A 15739-nucleotide genomic window follows, 5' to 3' on the forward strand; every position below is an offset into this window, starting at 1 on the left:
TCTTTTTTACTTTGTCACTTATAATTAATACTGTCCTATTTCCTTATTCATCCACGCTTTTATTAAATAAGAAGAAATAGAGTCGCTACTACTCATTCTATATTGCTGAGTCTCAGGGTTATTCGCCACATCAGTCACAGAACTATTCAAGGCAAACTTACTCAGTTGCTCACGTGAAAACCACTGAGCATCTTCTAAATCATCTTGGCTAATATCAATCTGCTCCGAAATGGCAATAGCGGTAAAACCTAACATTATTGAGGCGGGAAAGGGCCAGGGTTGAGACGCTATATATTGTGGCTTTTCCACGATAATACCGGTTTCTTCCACTACCTCTCTGCTCACCGCTTGCTCAAGAGTCTCACCTGGGTCAACAAAACCTGCTAGCGTTGAATACATACCTTTAGCCCAACTAGCCTGCCGACCTAATAAGCAACGTGGAGTACCGTCAGCAAACATTTTTTCTACCAGCATAATGACCGCAGGGTCGGTGCGTGGAAAACTCATATTTCGACAATCTGAGCAGCGTCGGGCATGCCCTGCTTCAACAGCACCATTAGCATTGCCACAATGGCCACAAAATTGATGACTTATATGCCAATGCACTAAGCCCTTAGCTAACGCTAAGATTGACGCATCAATAGCAGATAAATTAGCGGTGACTTGTCTAAGCCCTTGCCATTGCCCCAGTTCAGTTAACGCTTGCTGAGTAGAAAAACGCAATTTATTATAATCGATAGCAAAGATGGCAGCAGTTGCTGACTGATTTTTTCCACCACCCTGATGTTCTGCTCTACCTTTCCCTAAGTATATACAGCTATTAAGATTAACCGTTGGCAGTTGTGTTTTATTAAGATAAATGGGAATAAATTCGGCCGCCTTTTCAAAAAGACTCATGCCTTCATGAATGACACAAAATAAAGTATCTTGGTGATTAAACTCAGCCGTTAACCAACGTTTATTCTTTCGCTGGTTAGTGCATCTATCTAACGGCATACTACCATAGGCTAATGTCATATTTTGCTTTCGTCCTTAAGTGCTTGTGCCCATTGAGCAGACCAACATCCCAAAGGGGAAATAATTTCAAATAAGTCTACGCCTTGGGAGGATAATTGATAACCACTTTTTTGGCTTTCAATAAGCTGCAGTGTTTTGAGTTCTTTTAAGCGAGTATTTAACAAGGTGGGGGAAATTTTCTCACAGCGTTGTTGCAACTCTCTAAATGTTGCCGGGCCAGTATGTAAATGCCAAATAATACCTAATGCCCATGTTCGCCCAAGTAAATCGAGTAAAGCCATAATAGGTTTACCGGTTGTAGAGCCGCGTACTTGTCTGCCAGGTAGTGGGAGTGTCATAGCTACAAGAGAAAATGCAATAATAAAAGAACCATGCTACATTATTTGTAGCATGGTTACTATAGCAAGCGCCCCCGCAAGAGCAAGAGAGTAACGCTCACTGCCAATGAGTACTTAGCAGCTAAGTGTTAACTAATTAATTGCTTAACACTTAATTTCCTAGCCGATAATTCATCATAATGAATAGGTAAAAAAATATCAAATTGACTGCCTTGGCCTACCTTTGAGCTGACCTCAATACGACCATGATGATCTTCAATAATAGACCTAACAATATGAAGCCCTAAACCTGTGCCCTTACCCACTGGCTTAGTGGTAAAAAAGGGGTCAAAAATATTTTTTAAGTTCTCTTGGCTAATACCAGCGCCATCATCTTCGAAACGGACATTGATTTCTTGTTGAACAACATGTGACGAAATACAAATACAGCCTTTAGTTTCAATGGCATGAGAGGCATTTACCAATATATTAATAAACACTTGTAATAACTTTTGCGGAAACCCTATAACATTAACATTGGCTGCTAGGTCTTTGCTTATTTCAACTTTGTATTTAAGTTCATTAGCGACTAGGGTAAGGCTTTTTTCAATTAATTCATCAATGGCTATCGCTTCAGGAAGTTTTTCGTCAATATGAGCGTAATTACCTAAATCTGTGATGATTTTACTGACTCTGGCTGCTCCTTCCAACGTTGAAGCGATTAAAGGTTCAATATCCTTAAGAATAAAATCTAAATCCTCTTGTTGATATAACTCTTGTGCAGCTTTTTTATTAGCCGAATTTTTAGTTAGATCTACATTTGTTAATGCTATATAAGCAAGCAGTGGCTTAAAATAGTCATTAAGTACATCCAAATTACTGCGAATATAACCTACCGGATTATTAATTTCATGAGCTATACCTGCAGATAGTTGGCCAATAGAGGCGAGTTTTTCTGCCTGTATTAACTGCTCATTTAATGAAGATAATGCCTTTTGGCTATGTTTTCTTTCATTAATATCATTTAAGGTGATTAAATAATTAACGGCTCCCATAATGACTATTTTCCGGCCTGTAAATTCAATATGTGGATTTTCAAAGCCAGGGGCAAGTAAAGATTCTTCCATGTTTTTTAACGCTATTTCCTTATCAAACTGACCATCTAAGGTTGCTAAAGCCGGGACGAAATTAGCCACTGGCTTATCGATGATATGCGTTTTATCTCTTAGTAATAATTTTTCAGTTTCTATATTGCACTCCTTTATCAGCCCTTGTTCGTCTACTAAGAGTACCGAACAAGGTATGGTATCCATAATGATATTGGCTTTGTCATTTGCTCGAATAACATTGCACCGTTCTTGCTCTGCTCGCTGTTTTTCAATGGTAATATGTTGAGTAAACTGCTGAATCGCAATTGATAAAGCAATTATTTCAGTGGCTGCCCTTGTTTGTATAAACTCAACACTAGCCCCTGCGGATGTACGCTGCAGAGCTAAGGCGGTAATATTTTCAATGGGCTTTACTATGTATTTACTAAAGAAACTGACCGTGCATAAAATAAAACATAAATAGAGAGAAACCACCAAAAATGACAGTGTAGTAAAGTTGCTTTTCGCTCTCTTAGCCCGCTCACTCCAGAAAAGATTATCACGCATAACTTGAGCCGATAATTGCTCTAAGTTACTGACATACATTGTTGTTATCTGGTCAGAGTCAGCAATCCTAGCTTGCCAATAGGTGTTTTTTCGTCTTGAAATCTGGGAGAACAAATTGACAATAACATCATTTCTTTCAGTAGCGACAATGAGTTTTAACACCAGATCATTACCGTCCTTATTGGCTAGTTTTCCTTTAACACTCATCAGGGTTTGCCTGAGTTGTGCTGATTGCTCATTAATCCCTTTTGCTAAATACGTTTGCCGACCAGAAAAGAGTAGGTCTTGTGTGGTTAGCCAAAGCTGCGACATAGTAAATACATGCTCAATGGTTTGTACTAATAAACGTGACTGATAATGTATCCGTGATATCTGCTCAACCTTTTGGTATTGATGCCAAAGGCTGGCAAAAATAACGACTCCAGAAAGTAACGTCGATATTGCTAATAGCAGATTATAATTAGAAATTTTCATAATTAATTCGTCATTTTTTGTGATGGATATGAAAAGCGTTACCATAACTATAGCTTTTCCAATTCATCTCCCCATAATATTTCAGTGAGTAACAGGGTTTTCAATGCACACCTTAATACCACATTGGCTAACTCAGCAGCACCTTGGGCATGACTCAATACGCTTGGCTTCGCCGTAATACCATCAGCACTTAATTGTTGCTTCAATTCTTGATAATTTTTGCCAATAAAAATGGCCTTAAAATTGCTATGTTGGGCAATTTTCTTTTTAGGACTGCGACAGCGTTGAAAAACAAAGTCTCTTATTCTTAAGTCTTTATCAATTGCCCACACTATTTCTACCAAGCCCCAATCACTTTGCTCTGATCGTACATGGACATAACCTAGCACCTCCTGACCTTTCATCGCGATATACAAGGTATGTCGACCGAGTTCACTAAAGTGTAAGTCATTACTGGGCAGTGCAATTTGCACTTGCGCGCGAATATTATCATCGACCGTTTTAACAATAGAAAGCTGATTAGTTTTTTGTGGGTAAAGCTGTGCTATTTGCGCAACGGGGTCACGTAAGGAGCAGTAAGCGACTGCGTTAACATTACCAGGTAGCAATAGCAGCATAGCTAAAGTCAGTATTAATATCCTGAAGTGTATGGTCATATCAGTACCTAACCCTTATTTGAACTCTAGCCAATTGCTGTTTTTGACCACTTACCGGGCTGTTAATTTGTTTTACGCCAGACATGCTTAGCTCTAACTGGTTATTAAATTGATAACTAAAGCCAATATTTACTAGCTTATCCGTACTTGCGTGATCTGTTCTAGCTCTAATAATGAACTGGCTATATAACTTTAATTGCTCATTTATTGAGGTTTTATTTAGCTCAACTAGGCTGTATTTTTCTTTTTGCCTGCCCTGGTGCTGTTTATTATCTTCACCTAAGGCTAACTCCCCTAATATCCCCCATGTTCCCCAATAGTATTGCCAATCAATGGCTAACCTTTTTCGTGAAACTTCATCAATCTTGCCATCAAAAAAAGACAAGCCAAGCACAAAGTCTAGGTGACTTAATGAGCCTATTCGCCCGGTAAGGGCGTAAGAGCCAGCAAGCGACTTTGCCTGGTCTTTTCCCCCTAGGGTATAACTAAAGTTATATTCTATTTGTCTTAGTACTTTGTTGAAGCTAAGCCCCCAATCCAATTTTGTGCCTAAATTTTTTCCATGATAGTAATCAAGCAAGCGGCCATTGGTATCAATGCTTTCTTCTAAGCCAAAAGGTAAGGTGAAATGCCCTACTCGAACATTAGGCAGCCAATTGGGCCCAGCGGTATAATTGAGGTGCGCCTCTCTAATAATAAACTCACTATCATCTTTCGAGCTAAATAAGAAAGGCACTGGTATATGGTTTGCTAACTTGGTGAAATACACCTGTCCTACGCCATAACCAATATCGCCAGTGGAATGGGTAAAGACTTTATGAGTATCAATTCCTAAAGCATAAATAGCACTGGTATTATCTAAGGCTTGATTATCATTCAACCGAGCACTGCCATCGATGCTCCATCTGAGATTTTTGCCAAAATTGCCATAACAAGGCTGTGAAACAAGTGCTAAGGCAAAGCTTATAAAGAGTAGTGAGCAAATATAAAGCCAAGGTTTCATTATTCCCCCCTACGGGTAAAGTAAGTCTTGCCATTTATTTATATAAATAAACATTTACAAATTTACGGCTAACCTATTAAGGACTAATTCCCCGGTACAGACAGAAGCCGCTAATGAATATTCGGCATTGATAATTAAATCATCAGTAAGTGTATCTTCTAAGTTGGCAATACCTATATTAGGGCGTAACAGGTGAGGACTTTTTTGAGCTAACCAGATGATGCGCTTGGCAAGTAAAACGGCATCATCGGCACAAGTTTCAATCAGTAAAATCGCAAAGGTATGCTCAGCCCACTTTATCAAGGGATCTGATGCTCGGCGCTTTAATAGTGTTATCACTTCCAAAGCTCGGCTTTTAGCCCCTTGCTTGTCATCTATTGAGCCAATTTTTACTAAGAGAAAACTTAACGGGTGTTGATAACGCTTAGCTCGGGCAATTTCATAATTTAACCAACTTTCGACAAAGTAGTTTTTTGATAACACGCCATCACTTTCCGCATAGGAGAAAGTTCCCATAGCACCTTGTTTAAATAAGCCTCTTTCGATACGAATAAGTAAGGTTTTTATATCAAAGGGCTTTATGACGTAATCATCTGCGCCCGAGAGTAAACCGGCACTTTCCTCCGCTATTTCACAGGTCAGCATAATGATCATGGTCGCGGCAAATTTGCTATCACTCCTTAAAATACGGCAGGCTTTTAACCCGTCCATGACTGGCATACGTATATCCATAATAATTAAATCCGGAGGAAATCTATGTGCTAACGCTATCGCTTCTTCACCATTAGCGGCCTCGCTAATAGATACTCGTTGATTGCCTTTATTAAATTGACGGTGAATCCCCCTTTTCAAGGTCTCTCTAACACCGACTTCATCATCAACAATGAGGACACTTTTTTCGCTTAACATACGCTCTCCTTGCCCGGTAAATATAAAAAAATTAATAGCTGCTTGCTCTTTGGCATAAAGCCGCATAAACACTAAGTAATAATTGAAGTGCAATTGATGTACCAGACATCAAAATAGGACCGCTATTTTTTTAAAGCCCATTAGTACTCTAGGCCGTGGCATGAGTTGGTATTTTTAGCGAAGTAATTAAGCGGGATGGGATATTTTTAAAAATGATATTATTTGCAAAATGCAACGCAGAGAAGTAATAGCTCGGTTGGCAAGCATTAGCTTGATATCAAGTAGCTTATTATGGGTTAAAGGCGTTATGAAACATAAATAAAAAACCAATATGATACTGGCTTGAAGGTATGGCCAATAAAGACGAGTCTATTTGTTTTTTTTATCATAAACATTTAAAGCACAACGCCCGTATTCAGTGTTTTTATCCGTTTTAAAAACGGTATTATTTGGCAATAACTTGTTGTATAAAATGAATAAGCCAACGCATGACTAATTCCCCATCGCCTTGTTGTGACAATGACTGAAGACCCTGAGTGTAGTTTTTCTCAGTAATAATAGCTTTTCGGCTTTGCATTATCGCCTTAGCATAAGCCCGGCTAAATTCAGGGTGACCTTGTAAACCAATAAAATTATTGCCCACTTGTATCATGGCATAAGGGCAAAAGTCATTAGCCATTAATACCTCAGCTTCAGCTGGCAACTGGTATACTTGCTCTTGATGGCTAACCACGAGTTTAATGTGTTCTTTCTGCGGTTTCATCCAAGGTTTATGGCAGTGTATTTTTGTTGTCGCCACTCCAACGCCCCAACCTTTAGCAGAGCAAGCGACTTTACCGCCCAGTGCTTTGGCCATAAGTTGATGGCCAAAACATATACCGACAAAGGGTTTCCCCCCGACAAATAATTGCCAAACAAACCGCTCTAACCTAGTAATCCAAGGTAAGTCATCGTTTACACTGGCTTTACTACCACTAGTCATATAGGCGTCACAAACCTCAATATTGTCAGGGAACTCGCCATCAACAACCCAATAATAATGCAATTCAATGGCGCTATCACATTGGCATAACAACTGAGTAAACATACCATCAAGGTCAGAAAATTTCTCTTGCAGCGCAGGTTGCACATGGTCACAAAGCAAAATGCCTAACTTCATAATAATAATACCCCCCCTCATCTGCATTCAATATCAGCCCATATCAACTCAATAACAATGCCATAGCAAAAATAACTAACTCGTTAACACTCTCCGTGCACTGCTTTTTTGAATATATCGCTATATTGCTGAGCGCTAAAGGCAATAGGGTTGCCGCCGGCGCTAGGGTCATTAAATGCCATCATGCCAATTTCATTGGCTCTACAGGCATCTATGGCTATTTCTTGCAATGAATGAGGAATAGCTAGTTGTTTTCTCAAGGCTAAAACCCATTGAAAGAAACCGTCAAAACTTATCCGTTCTAGGGATAAATAACGGCTTAACCGAGTGATTTTTTCTGCAATAACCTTTTCATTTGCTTTGAGTACATAAGGCATCAATATGGCATTAAGTAAACCATGATGACTATCATAAAGTGCCCCAAGGGGATGTGCTAAGGCGTGCATAGCGCCAAGGCCGCGCTGAAAAGCTGTTGCCCCCATAGTGGCAGCGGCCATCACTTGTGCTCGTGCCTCGATATCATGGCCATTAGCCGTCGCTCTAGGTAAATACTCTTTTATTAAACGGATGGCCTCAAGAGCAATACCTGCTGCCATGGGGTGAAAAGAAGGGACACAATACGCTTCAAGCGCGTGCGATAATGCGTCCATGCCGGTGGCCGCAGTTAATTTCTTCGGTAAACTAACGCTAAGCTGGGCATCTAAAATCACAATATTGGGTAACATGTCTGGGTGAAAGATAATACGTTTAATATGCGCTTGCTCATCGGTGATAACCGATGCTCGCCCTACCTCAGCACCAGTTCCTGATGTGGTTGGGATAGCAATGACTTTCGCCATTTTATCTGTGTTTACTCGGTGAAAATTATCCCCTATATCTTCAAAGTCCCATAAAGGTCTCGTTTGACCAACCATTAAGGCGATTGCTTTGCCTGCATCTAGGGCTGAGCCACCACCAAACGCTATAACTCCATCGTGCTCGCCGTGCAAAAAGGCCGTAACACCATCGGTTATATTTTGCTCGCAGGGGTTAGCTTTAATGGCAGAAAAAACCTGACAGTGAATACCTTGTCCAACAAGGTGTGACACGACTTGTTTTACCATTGGCAGAGCAGCCAAACCAGGATCCGTGACCAGTAAAGGCGCTTTAAAACTAAGTTCCTGACACGCTGAGGGTAATTCATTGATACGGCCAATGCCGGCACGAATCGAGGTAGGATAATGCCAATTGCCATAAAATTGCTTTAGCGTTGTCACCGATAACCTCCTTGGGTTTCACGTTGGGTTAAGTCAAATTTACCAGTCATTATTCGCTGTTAGTAATTTTAATATGAAAAGATTTTGCTCTGGTAAGGGCCTCATACCCTAAGCTAGACAAGGTACAGCCTCGCCCTGATTTTTTAACCCCAGTCCAAGGTAGAGCTGGGTCTAGGTAATCACAGCGATTAATAAAAAAGGTGCCGGTAGCTAATTGTTCGCCCAGGGCGATACCTTGCTTAATATTGCGAGTAAATATTGTCGAGGTTAAACCAAACATTGAATCATTTATCAAGCTAACCGCCTGTTGATCATCGCTAACTTTCATAATGCCAACCACAGGGCCAAAACTTTCCTCCGTCATTAGTGACATACTGTGGTCAACGTTGGTTAACACTTGCGGCGCGAGATAAGCACTACCTGGCTTATCTAAGGGAAAGTGATGACTGGCAAGGTGTGCTTTGGCACCAGCAGCAAGTGCCTCGGTTATTTGCTGACGAACAAAGTCCGCATTGGCAGCGTTAACCAAGGGTCCAAGTGTGGTGGCAAGGTCATCCGGCCGCCCTAACTTATAATCCTGCACTAAGGTCACTAATTGCTCAACAAAGTCATCATAGACCTCGCTGTGCACATATATGCGCTCAATAGCGCAACAAGATTGCCCTGAGTTAAAAAAAGCGCCATCAAGGCAACTTGCCACCGCTTCAGCTATATCGGCATCTGCTCGAACATACGCGGCGTCTTTGCCACCTAACTCTAAACCCACACCAATAAAACGGCCACTGGCGGCGCGTTCGACCATTTCACCGCCGGCCACTGAGCCAGTAAAAGCAACGTATTTAATTAGCGGCTGGCGAATAAGATTTTCGGTCTCATCATGACTTAAGAATAAATTTTGAAAGATGCCCTTGGGTAAGCCCGCTTGCGCAAAAGCGTTAGCAAATTGCTCACCGCATAAGGGGGTTTGCGCCGAATGTTTTAGCAGTACACTATTTCCCGCCATAATGGCTGGCACGATAGAATTAATCGCCGTTAAGTACGGATAGTTCCACGGGGCAATAATAAAAACAACACCCAAGGGTTCGCGCTTAATATAGCGTATAAAACCCGGTTTCTTGGTTAACTTTATATCTGCTAGGGCATTTTGTGCCTCGGTAATCATAAAGCGAGCACGCTCGGCCATACCACTTACTTCACCCTGGCCATAACGAATGGGCCGTCCCATCATCCAACATAACTGCTCGGCAATTTCATCGGCTTTACTGAGCAAGATATCGACCATGGCATGACAAATAACCGCCCGCTGTGCTAGTGAGCTTTGTCGCCACCTAATTTGTGCGCTATTAGCAAGTGCCAAAGCCCGTTGGACCTCAGCCTGAGTAGCCAATTCACGCTCGACATAAATAGCGTCATCTATAGGTGAACGTGTGGTTTGAATTTTACTCATAGTGACTGATAAATTACTCATTACTTATCTACCTAGTAACAACGCTACTGCTAAGTGTTGTTAAATTATTTCAGCTTATATAATTTCAAAGTAGCGACTTAACTCCCAATCAGAAACATGCTTACGGTATTCTCGCTCTTCCCATTCCCTACTGGCACTAAAGTGCTCAACAAAGTCATGACCAAACATGGCTATGGCGGCTTTCGATTGCTTAAACCTAGTCGCCGCTGCAAATAAAGTATTCGGCAGTGCTAATTCTGCTGGATGACTTTGTTGATAAGCATTGCCCTTAATTTGTGGCAAGGGCTCCAGTTGCTCTTCTATGCCAATTAAGCCCGAAGCTATGGCCGCGGCTAAGGCTAAATAAGGGTTAGCATCGGCAGCGCCAAGGCGATATTCAATTCGTTGTGATTTTTCTGAGCCAGAAATAACCCGCAGTGCTGTGGTACGATTTTCTACCCCCCAAGTAGCATCAAGTGGCGCCCATAAACCAGGAACCATGCGACTATAGCTATTAACTGTCGGAGCAATCATGGCGATAAACTCAGGCATAAAGCGTTGTTGTCCGGCAAGAAACTGGCGCTGTAATTTACTCATGCCATCCTTATTATCTTGCTGATAAAACACACCGTGGCCTTGTGCATCTTTTAATGAGATATGAATATGACCACTTTGTCCTGGCCAATCTGTCGACCACTTAGCCATAAAAGTAGCCATTAAATTATTACGTTGTGCCCAAACCTTGATAAAGGTTTTAAAAAGTGCGGCTTTATCCGCGGCATTAAGTGCTTCATCATGGGCGATTGCGGCTTCTAATACCCCAGGACCTGTCTCTGTGTGTAATCCTTCAAGGGGAAAGTCCATTTGTTCAGCAAGGGCTAAGATTTGATGATGTAAGTCGGCGTGCACCGAGTTACGGATCATCGAATAACCAAAGCAGTCCGGTGACAGTGGTGTTAAGTTTTTATAATTTTTTGCTCGAACAGACTCAGGCGTTTCATTAAAAATAAAAAACTCATATTCTAATGCCGCTATCACTAAAAAACCTTGTTCTTTGGCGCGTTCAAGTACTCGCTTTAGCGTGTTGCGTGGACAAATAGGCGCTGCAGCACCACTAAACTCCGCGATAAATAACAACATATCATCTTCAAAGGGTAAGGCACGGCAGGTTTGCGGGATAATACGAACAGGTGCATCTGGGAAGCCAGTATGCCAGCCAGTATATTTAACATTATCATAAAGCTGATCTTGACAATCCCAGCCCAAAACGACATCACAAAAAGAAAAACCTGAGTCTAATGAGCAGAAGAATTTTTCTTTACTCATGTACTTGCCACGCATAATGCCATCGATATCAAACAAGCCCACTTTCACATGGCTAAGGCCTCTTTGCTCGACAATTAACTTAGCGTCTGCAATGGTTTTAACTTCTCTTGGTAATAACATGCACTTTCCTCTTTAGCGGTATTACCTTACCTAGAAATCACCTAGAGATTATCTAGAATATTGATAACTCGAAGGATAATTAAAATGTGTACTTACCTTTACAGTAAAGCTCAACAAAGGAGATTTTTCAAAATAACTCAATGTTGATTGAGTGTTTTCTCAGAAGAGTCCACAGCTAAGCAGGCATAAAAAAGCCAGTCGAGTGACTGGCTACTGATGACATGGTATTAATGCATGGTACAAATACATGATACTAAGGTAATATTAACTGGTCGGTGCCAGCTTAGCCGTGTTAACAAACTGACTGGCGGCTAAAGAAAGTAAGGCGAAAAAGGCACCCGCATAAAATACTAAGGAATGATCATAAAGCCAAATTAAACCAAAGGTCGCTGGTATAACCACAGCGGCAATATGATTAATACTAAAACTTACCCCAGCAGTTGCAGCAATATCTTTTGGGTCCGCTATTTTTTGAAAATAGGTCTTTAAGGCGATGGCCATAGCAAAAAACAAATGATCAATAACATACAGCACGGCGGCAACATCAGCCGACTCAACCAGCGCATAACCGATAAAGACCGTAATTAAGCCCAAATACTCTAAGGTTAAGGCTTTACGCTCCCCTACTTTGGCAATCCAAGCACCTATTTTAGGCGCTAAAAAAAAGTTAATTAGATGATTAATCATATACAAAAGCGTAATTTCTTGGACACTGTAACCAAATTTTTCCACCATAAGGAAGCCGGCAAAGACAACAAATATTTGTCGACGTGCTCCCGCTAAAAAAGTGAGTAAGTAATACAAACTATAACGTTTTCTTAGAATTATTTTTTTATGTTGTATATGTTCCATCGGAAATTTAGGCATAGCAACGGCTAAGCAAATCGTTAGTAATAAGCCACTAATACCAAAAAATATATACATCACTTGATAGCTAGCAGAAAAAACACTAAAACCCAGCCAAATTAAGCCATAACAGATAAGTGATGCCGCTGACTTTATTGACATTAGTTGACCAAGTTTTACTGGCGCCTCTGCTTTTTTAAACCACTGCAAGCTTAATGACGTATTTATGGTTTCATAATAATGAAAACCAATAGACATCAACACCGTTGTCGCATAAAGCCCGTAGATACTAGGAAACAGCCCAGTAATGGCAACACCAATAGATAACAGACACAAAGAAATCAAGGCTAAGACTTGCTCGGTAAACACTAATAACACAAATATTGCGGTAAACGCTAAGAAGCCAGGAATTTCCCGTAAAGATTGCAACATGCCTATTTCAGCGCCAGTAAAGGCTGCTTGCTCAATAACAAAGTTATTGAGCATTGCCATCCAACCGGCAAAAGTAACTGACATGACAATGCTGGCAATCGCTAAGAAAACAAAAGGACTTTGCCAACTTTTATCTTGCTCGCCGACAAGTGTTGTTCTTGCTGTTGCTTGCGTTGCTTTGCTTAATTCTTTCATACAACTCCTTGTTATACATAACTGACACTAAATAACTTACCCCAAGTAATGAGTGCCAAAGACATAGCAGGTAAACGCTCTACCAAGGATAAGCTTGTGTCGCGAAAGAGGCCATTATATGATGATTTAAACATGACCAATAGCGACAATTATGACAATTAGTTTATCAATTCAGACAAAATCAGTCTGGCATAAACAAAGCCCGAGCCGACTTTACCCAAGCTTACCCCGAACTGTATTACCTACCTCTGCCGAATTTAAGCCCATGACGCAGATTATTAGCCATACTCATCCGTGGTCGCAGCTTTCCTATTCTTGTATTGGTGTTATGCATATTGAAACCGATGCGGGTATTTTTGTTATTCCCCCCGAGCAAGCATTGTGGTTACCCCCAGGTATAGCGCATCAACATTTTTGTAAGAACAAGGTAAGCTACCGTAGCTTATATATCGATCCTGTTTTGAGTGAAGTGCTTGGTAATAAAGTACGGCCGTTAACGGTTGACCCCTTATTAAAATCATTGATATTGGAGATTTCAAGCTGGCCAGAAGACTATAAAGAAACAGCGCAAACACAGCGTTTTATTTTAGTGTTGTTAGATCGCCTAGCCATGGCGAAAAGTAACCCGTTGTTTATGCCAACTATTCAAGATAAAAGACTATTACCGATAATTGAAACCCTCAACCAAGAGCCCGCTAATAAATTAACCATAGAGCAATGGTCACTTAAAGTTGGTGCCTCAAGCAGGACACTAAATCGATTATTTAATCAAAATTACGGCATGGGTTTTAGCAAATGGAAACAAAAACTAAGAATATTAAAGTCGTTAGAATTACTGAACAGCAATACCCCACTGGTAGATATTGCCTTTGAGCTAGGTTATGAATCAACCTCAGCATTTATCACCGGCTTTAAAAAACAACTTGGTTGCCCACCTAAAAAGTACTTGACTAACTAGGCTTTTAAAGACGATTTTGTCATGCTTTACCCTAAATAATCAGTATCACTATTTTTTTTCAAGTTTAAATTTACTCATTTCATCATGTAATTCATGCAAGGTAGACTGTAAGTGAGTAGTTGCTTCAACGGCCCGATCAATCTCCAACTTGTTCTCATGCGAGGCATCATTAACTTGCGTGATATTGTTATTTATTTCTTCAACCACACAGTGTTGCTCTTCTGCAGCGGTCGCCACTTGGGTGGACATATCATTAACACTACTAATAGCTTCATTAACATCGGCCATTAAAGCATTTGAGCGCTCAGAGAACTCTATGGTTTTGGCACTCAGCTCTCGGCTATGATCCATAGCTACCACGGCGTTATGTGCACCAGAACGATATTGTTCAATCATTTTTTCAATTTCTTTAGTAGACTCTTGCGTACGTTGCGCTAAGTTTCTCACTTCATCAGCAACGACAGCAAAACCTCGACCTTGCTCCCCTGCTCTGGCGGCTTCTATCGCAGCATTAAGCGCGAGAAGATTGGTTTGCTCAGCAATGCCTTTAATGACTTCCAACACTGATTCTATTTTTTCACTGTTCTTCTCTAGCTTAGTCAGTGCTTTGCCACTGTCTGATAAACTTTCTATCAATTGCCTAATTTGTTCCATGGCCTGTAAATTTACCTGCTGACTTTGCTGAGAGTTAGATGATGCGACTTCTGTTAACTCTAGGGTATTGGTAGTGTTTTTTGCTACTTCTTGTGCGGTTGAAGACAACTCGTTAATCGCCGTAGCCACCAAATCAATTTGTTGAAATTGATTGACTAAATTTTCTTGTACCTGGTTATTTGCTTGGGCTAATACTTGAGCAGTTTGTTGCACATCATTGGTAGAGTTATTGACCTTGGTTAAAAGAGCACAAACACTAGCGCGCATTGTCTCCATATGTTCAAGCATCTGCCCTACTTCTCCTGGCTCATTTACTGCTACATGTTCATCAAAATTGCCATGAGCAATATTCTCTAATGAATGTACTGCCTTTTTCAAGCCAGCTTGCACGGCATTAATGACCAGACAAGCGCTAATAATATTAACGAATACACTCACAACTACTGCAGCTATGGCAATAAACTCAAGCTTGATAGCTTCTTCATCAATTTTTATTACCGCCTCTTCGGTAAAACGCTCAATTTCAGCTAAAACACCTTCAACATGCTCAGTTAGCGCTAAGGCCTCATTTTCAACCGTTTCGCTTAATAGCTCAGCATGATGAAACTTATGCAGAGCTAACGCCACAAAAACTTCTTTCGCGTGTTTCGCCCATTTTTCATGCTGACGTTCTAGTTGTTTGACATCAGTTAAAAGCTTCGAAAATTCATCTCTGTCAACCTGCTCTTGAGCATGATTTTTTGCTTGTTCAAGTGACTGCTCTATTGCCTTTAATTCGTGTTCAATCTTTTTATTTAAACTTTCAAAGTGCTCAACCGCTGCCTTATAGTGCGCGCTTGCTGAGGGCTCAGTAGCCATTGCTAAAGCAAAGCGAAAAGCCTGTTCAAAATATATTTCTTGCTCTAACTGATGCTCTGTTAACGAAGTGACCGCTTTGGTTATGGGAATATCTGTACTAGCAACAGCTTCAATATGATGCTCAATGGTGATTAATTTCGTTAGTATTATAGCGGTGGCAATAACCTGGACAGCAACGGCTAGCACAACCATAGCAATAATGCGTTGCTTGATCGATAAATCAACTTTCATCTTAATTACTCCTCAATGTTTGAGAATACGTTTAAAAATACCTTTAACCGTACTTTTATAGGTATTATTGCCCGTTATCACCGCATTATTACTATAAATTTAAAACCTAGATTAAAAGTATAGCTCGTTTTTTGTACTGTCATTTTAAAAGATATAGCTTATAATTTTATGATGTTATGACCTACAATAAAAAACAGTTGCAGATAATTATCTTAGAGAGCTGGAT

At 40.6% G+C, this 15739-nt stretch carries 13 protein-coding genes; 1 reads left to right on the forward strand and 12 read right to left on the reverse strand.

The window, feature by feature from the left end; genetic code table 11:
* Nucleotides 1-24: 24 nt before the first annotated feature.
* From nudC to ASU03_RS12100, 11 genes are all read right to left on the reverse strand, one after another.
* Nucleotides 25-1017: an NAD(+) diphosphatase gene (nudC, locus tag ASU03_RS12050; RefSeq protein ID WP_057832029.1), complete on the reverse strand. Its 993-nt coding sequence runs from the start codon at nt 1015-1017 to the stop codon at nt 25-27.
* Nucleotides 1014-1355 (reverse strand): winged helix-turn-helix transcriptional regulator, encoded by a 342-nt coding sequence (locus ASU03_RS12055; RefSeq protein ID WP_057832030.1) that lies wholly within the window; start codon nt 1353-1355, stop codon nt 1014-1016. Before ASU03_RS12055 ends, nudC begins: the two co-directional genes overlap by 4 nt.
* A 128-nt stretch (nt 1356-1483) precedes the next feature.
* Nucleotides 1484-3463 (reverse strand): PAS domain-containing sensor histidine kinase, encoded by a 1980-nt coding sequence (locus tag ASU03_RS12060; protein ID WP_197411247.1) that lies wholly within the window; start codon nt 3461-3463, stop codon nt 1484-1486.
* Nucleotides 3464-3510: 47 nt separating this feature from the next.
* On the reverse strand, nt 3511-4119 hold the full coding sequence (locus tag ASU03_RS12065; RefSeq protein WP_057832032.1) for a hypothetical protein: 609 nt from the start codon (nt 4117-4119) through the stop codon (nt 3511-3513).
* A 1-nt stretch (nt 4120) separates the two neighbouring features.
* Nucleotides 4121-5122: a hypothetical protein gene (locus tag ASU03_RS12070; protein ID WP_057832033.1), complete on the reverse strand. Its 1002-nt coding sequence runs from the start codon at nt 5120-5122 to the stop codon at nt 4121-4123.
* 54 nt (nt 5123-5176) lie between these two features.
* Nucleotides 5177-6031 carry a response regulator gene (locus ASU03_RS12075; protein ID WP_057832261.1) on the reverse strand — a complete coding sequence of 285 codons (855 nt, stop codon included), beginning with the start codon at nt 6029-6031 and terminating at the stop codon, nt 5177-5179.
* A 445-nt stretch (nt 6032-6476) separates the two neighbouring features.
* A complete protein-coding gene (locus ASU03_RS12080; protein WP_057832262.1) occupies nt 6477-7190 on the reverse strand; it encodes a glutamine amidotransferase-related protein in 714 nt (237 codons plus the stop codon).
* Between the two features lie 83 nt (nt 7191-7273).
* A complete protein-coding gene (locus ASU03_RS12085; protein ID WP_057832034.1) occupies nt 7274-8446 on the reverse strand; it encodes an iron-containing alcohol dehydrogenase in 1173 nt (390 codons plus the stop codon).
* Between the two features lie 49 nt (nt 8447-8495).
* Entirely contained in the window at nt 8496-9914 is a 1419-nt protein-coding gene (locus tag ASU03_RS12090; protein ID WP_057832035.1) for an aldehyde dehydrogenase family protein, read from the reverse strand.
* Between the two features lie 54 nt (nt 9915-9968).
* The gene (locus ASU03_RS12095) at nt 9969-11339 is read right to left on the reverse strand and encodes a glutamine synthetase family protein (protein ID WP_057832036.1); all 1371 of its coding nucleotides are present in this window, start codon (nt 11337-11339) and stop codon (nt 9969-9971) included.
* Nucleotides 11340-11603: 264 nt separating this feature from the next.
* Nucleotides 11604-12812 (reverse strand): MFS transporter, encoded by a 1209-nt coding sequence (locus tag ASU03_RS12100; RefSeq protein ID WP_082627263.1) that lies wholly within the window; start codon nt 12810-12812, stop codon nt 11604-11606.
* A gap of 151 nt (nt 12813-12963) precedes the next feature.
* Between ASU03_RS12100 and ASU03_RS12105 the strand changes: the two genes are divergently transcribed.
* A complete protein-coding gene (locus ASU03_RS12105) occupies nt 12964-13770 on the forward strand; it encodes an AraC family transcriptional regulator (protein ID WP_057832037.1) in 807 nt (268 codons plus the stop codon).
* 48 nt (nt 13771-13818) lie between these two features.
* On the opposite strand, the gene ASU03_RS12110 is transcribed toward ASU03_RS12105, so the two are convergent.
* Entirely contained in the window at nt 13819-15513 is a 1695-nt protein-coding gene (locus tag ASU03_RS12110) for a methyl-accepting chemotaxis protein (protein WP_057832038.1), read from the reverse strand.
* Nucleotides 15514-15739 lie beyond the last annotated feature (226 nt).

Origin of the sequence: Colwellia sp. TT2012 (assembly GCF_001440345.1) — a bacterium.
In the GTDB taxonomy this organism is placed as follows: Bacteria; Pseudomonadota; Gammaproteobacteria; order Enterobacterales; family Alteromonadaceae; genus Colwellia.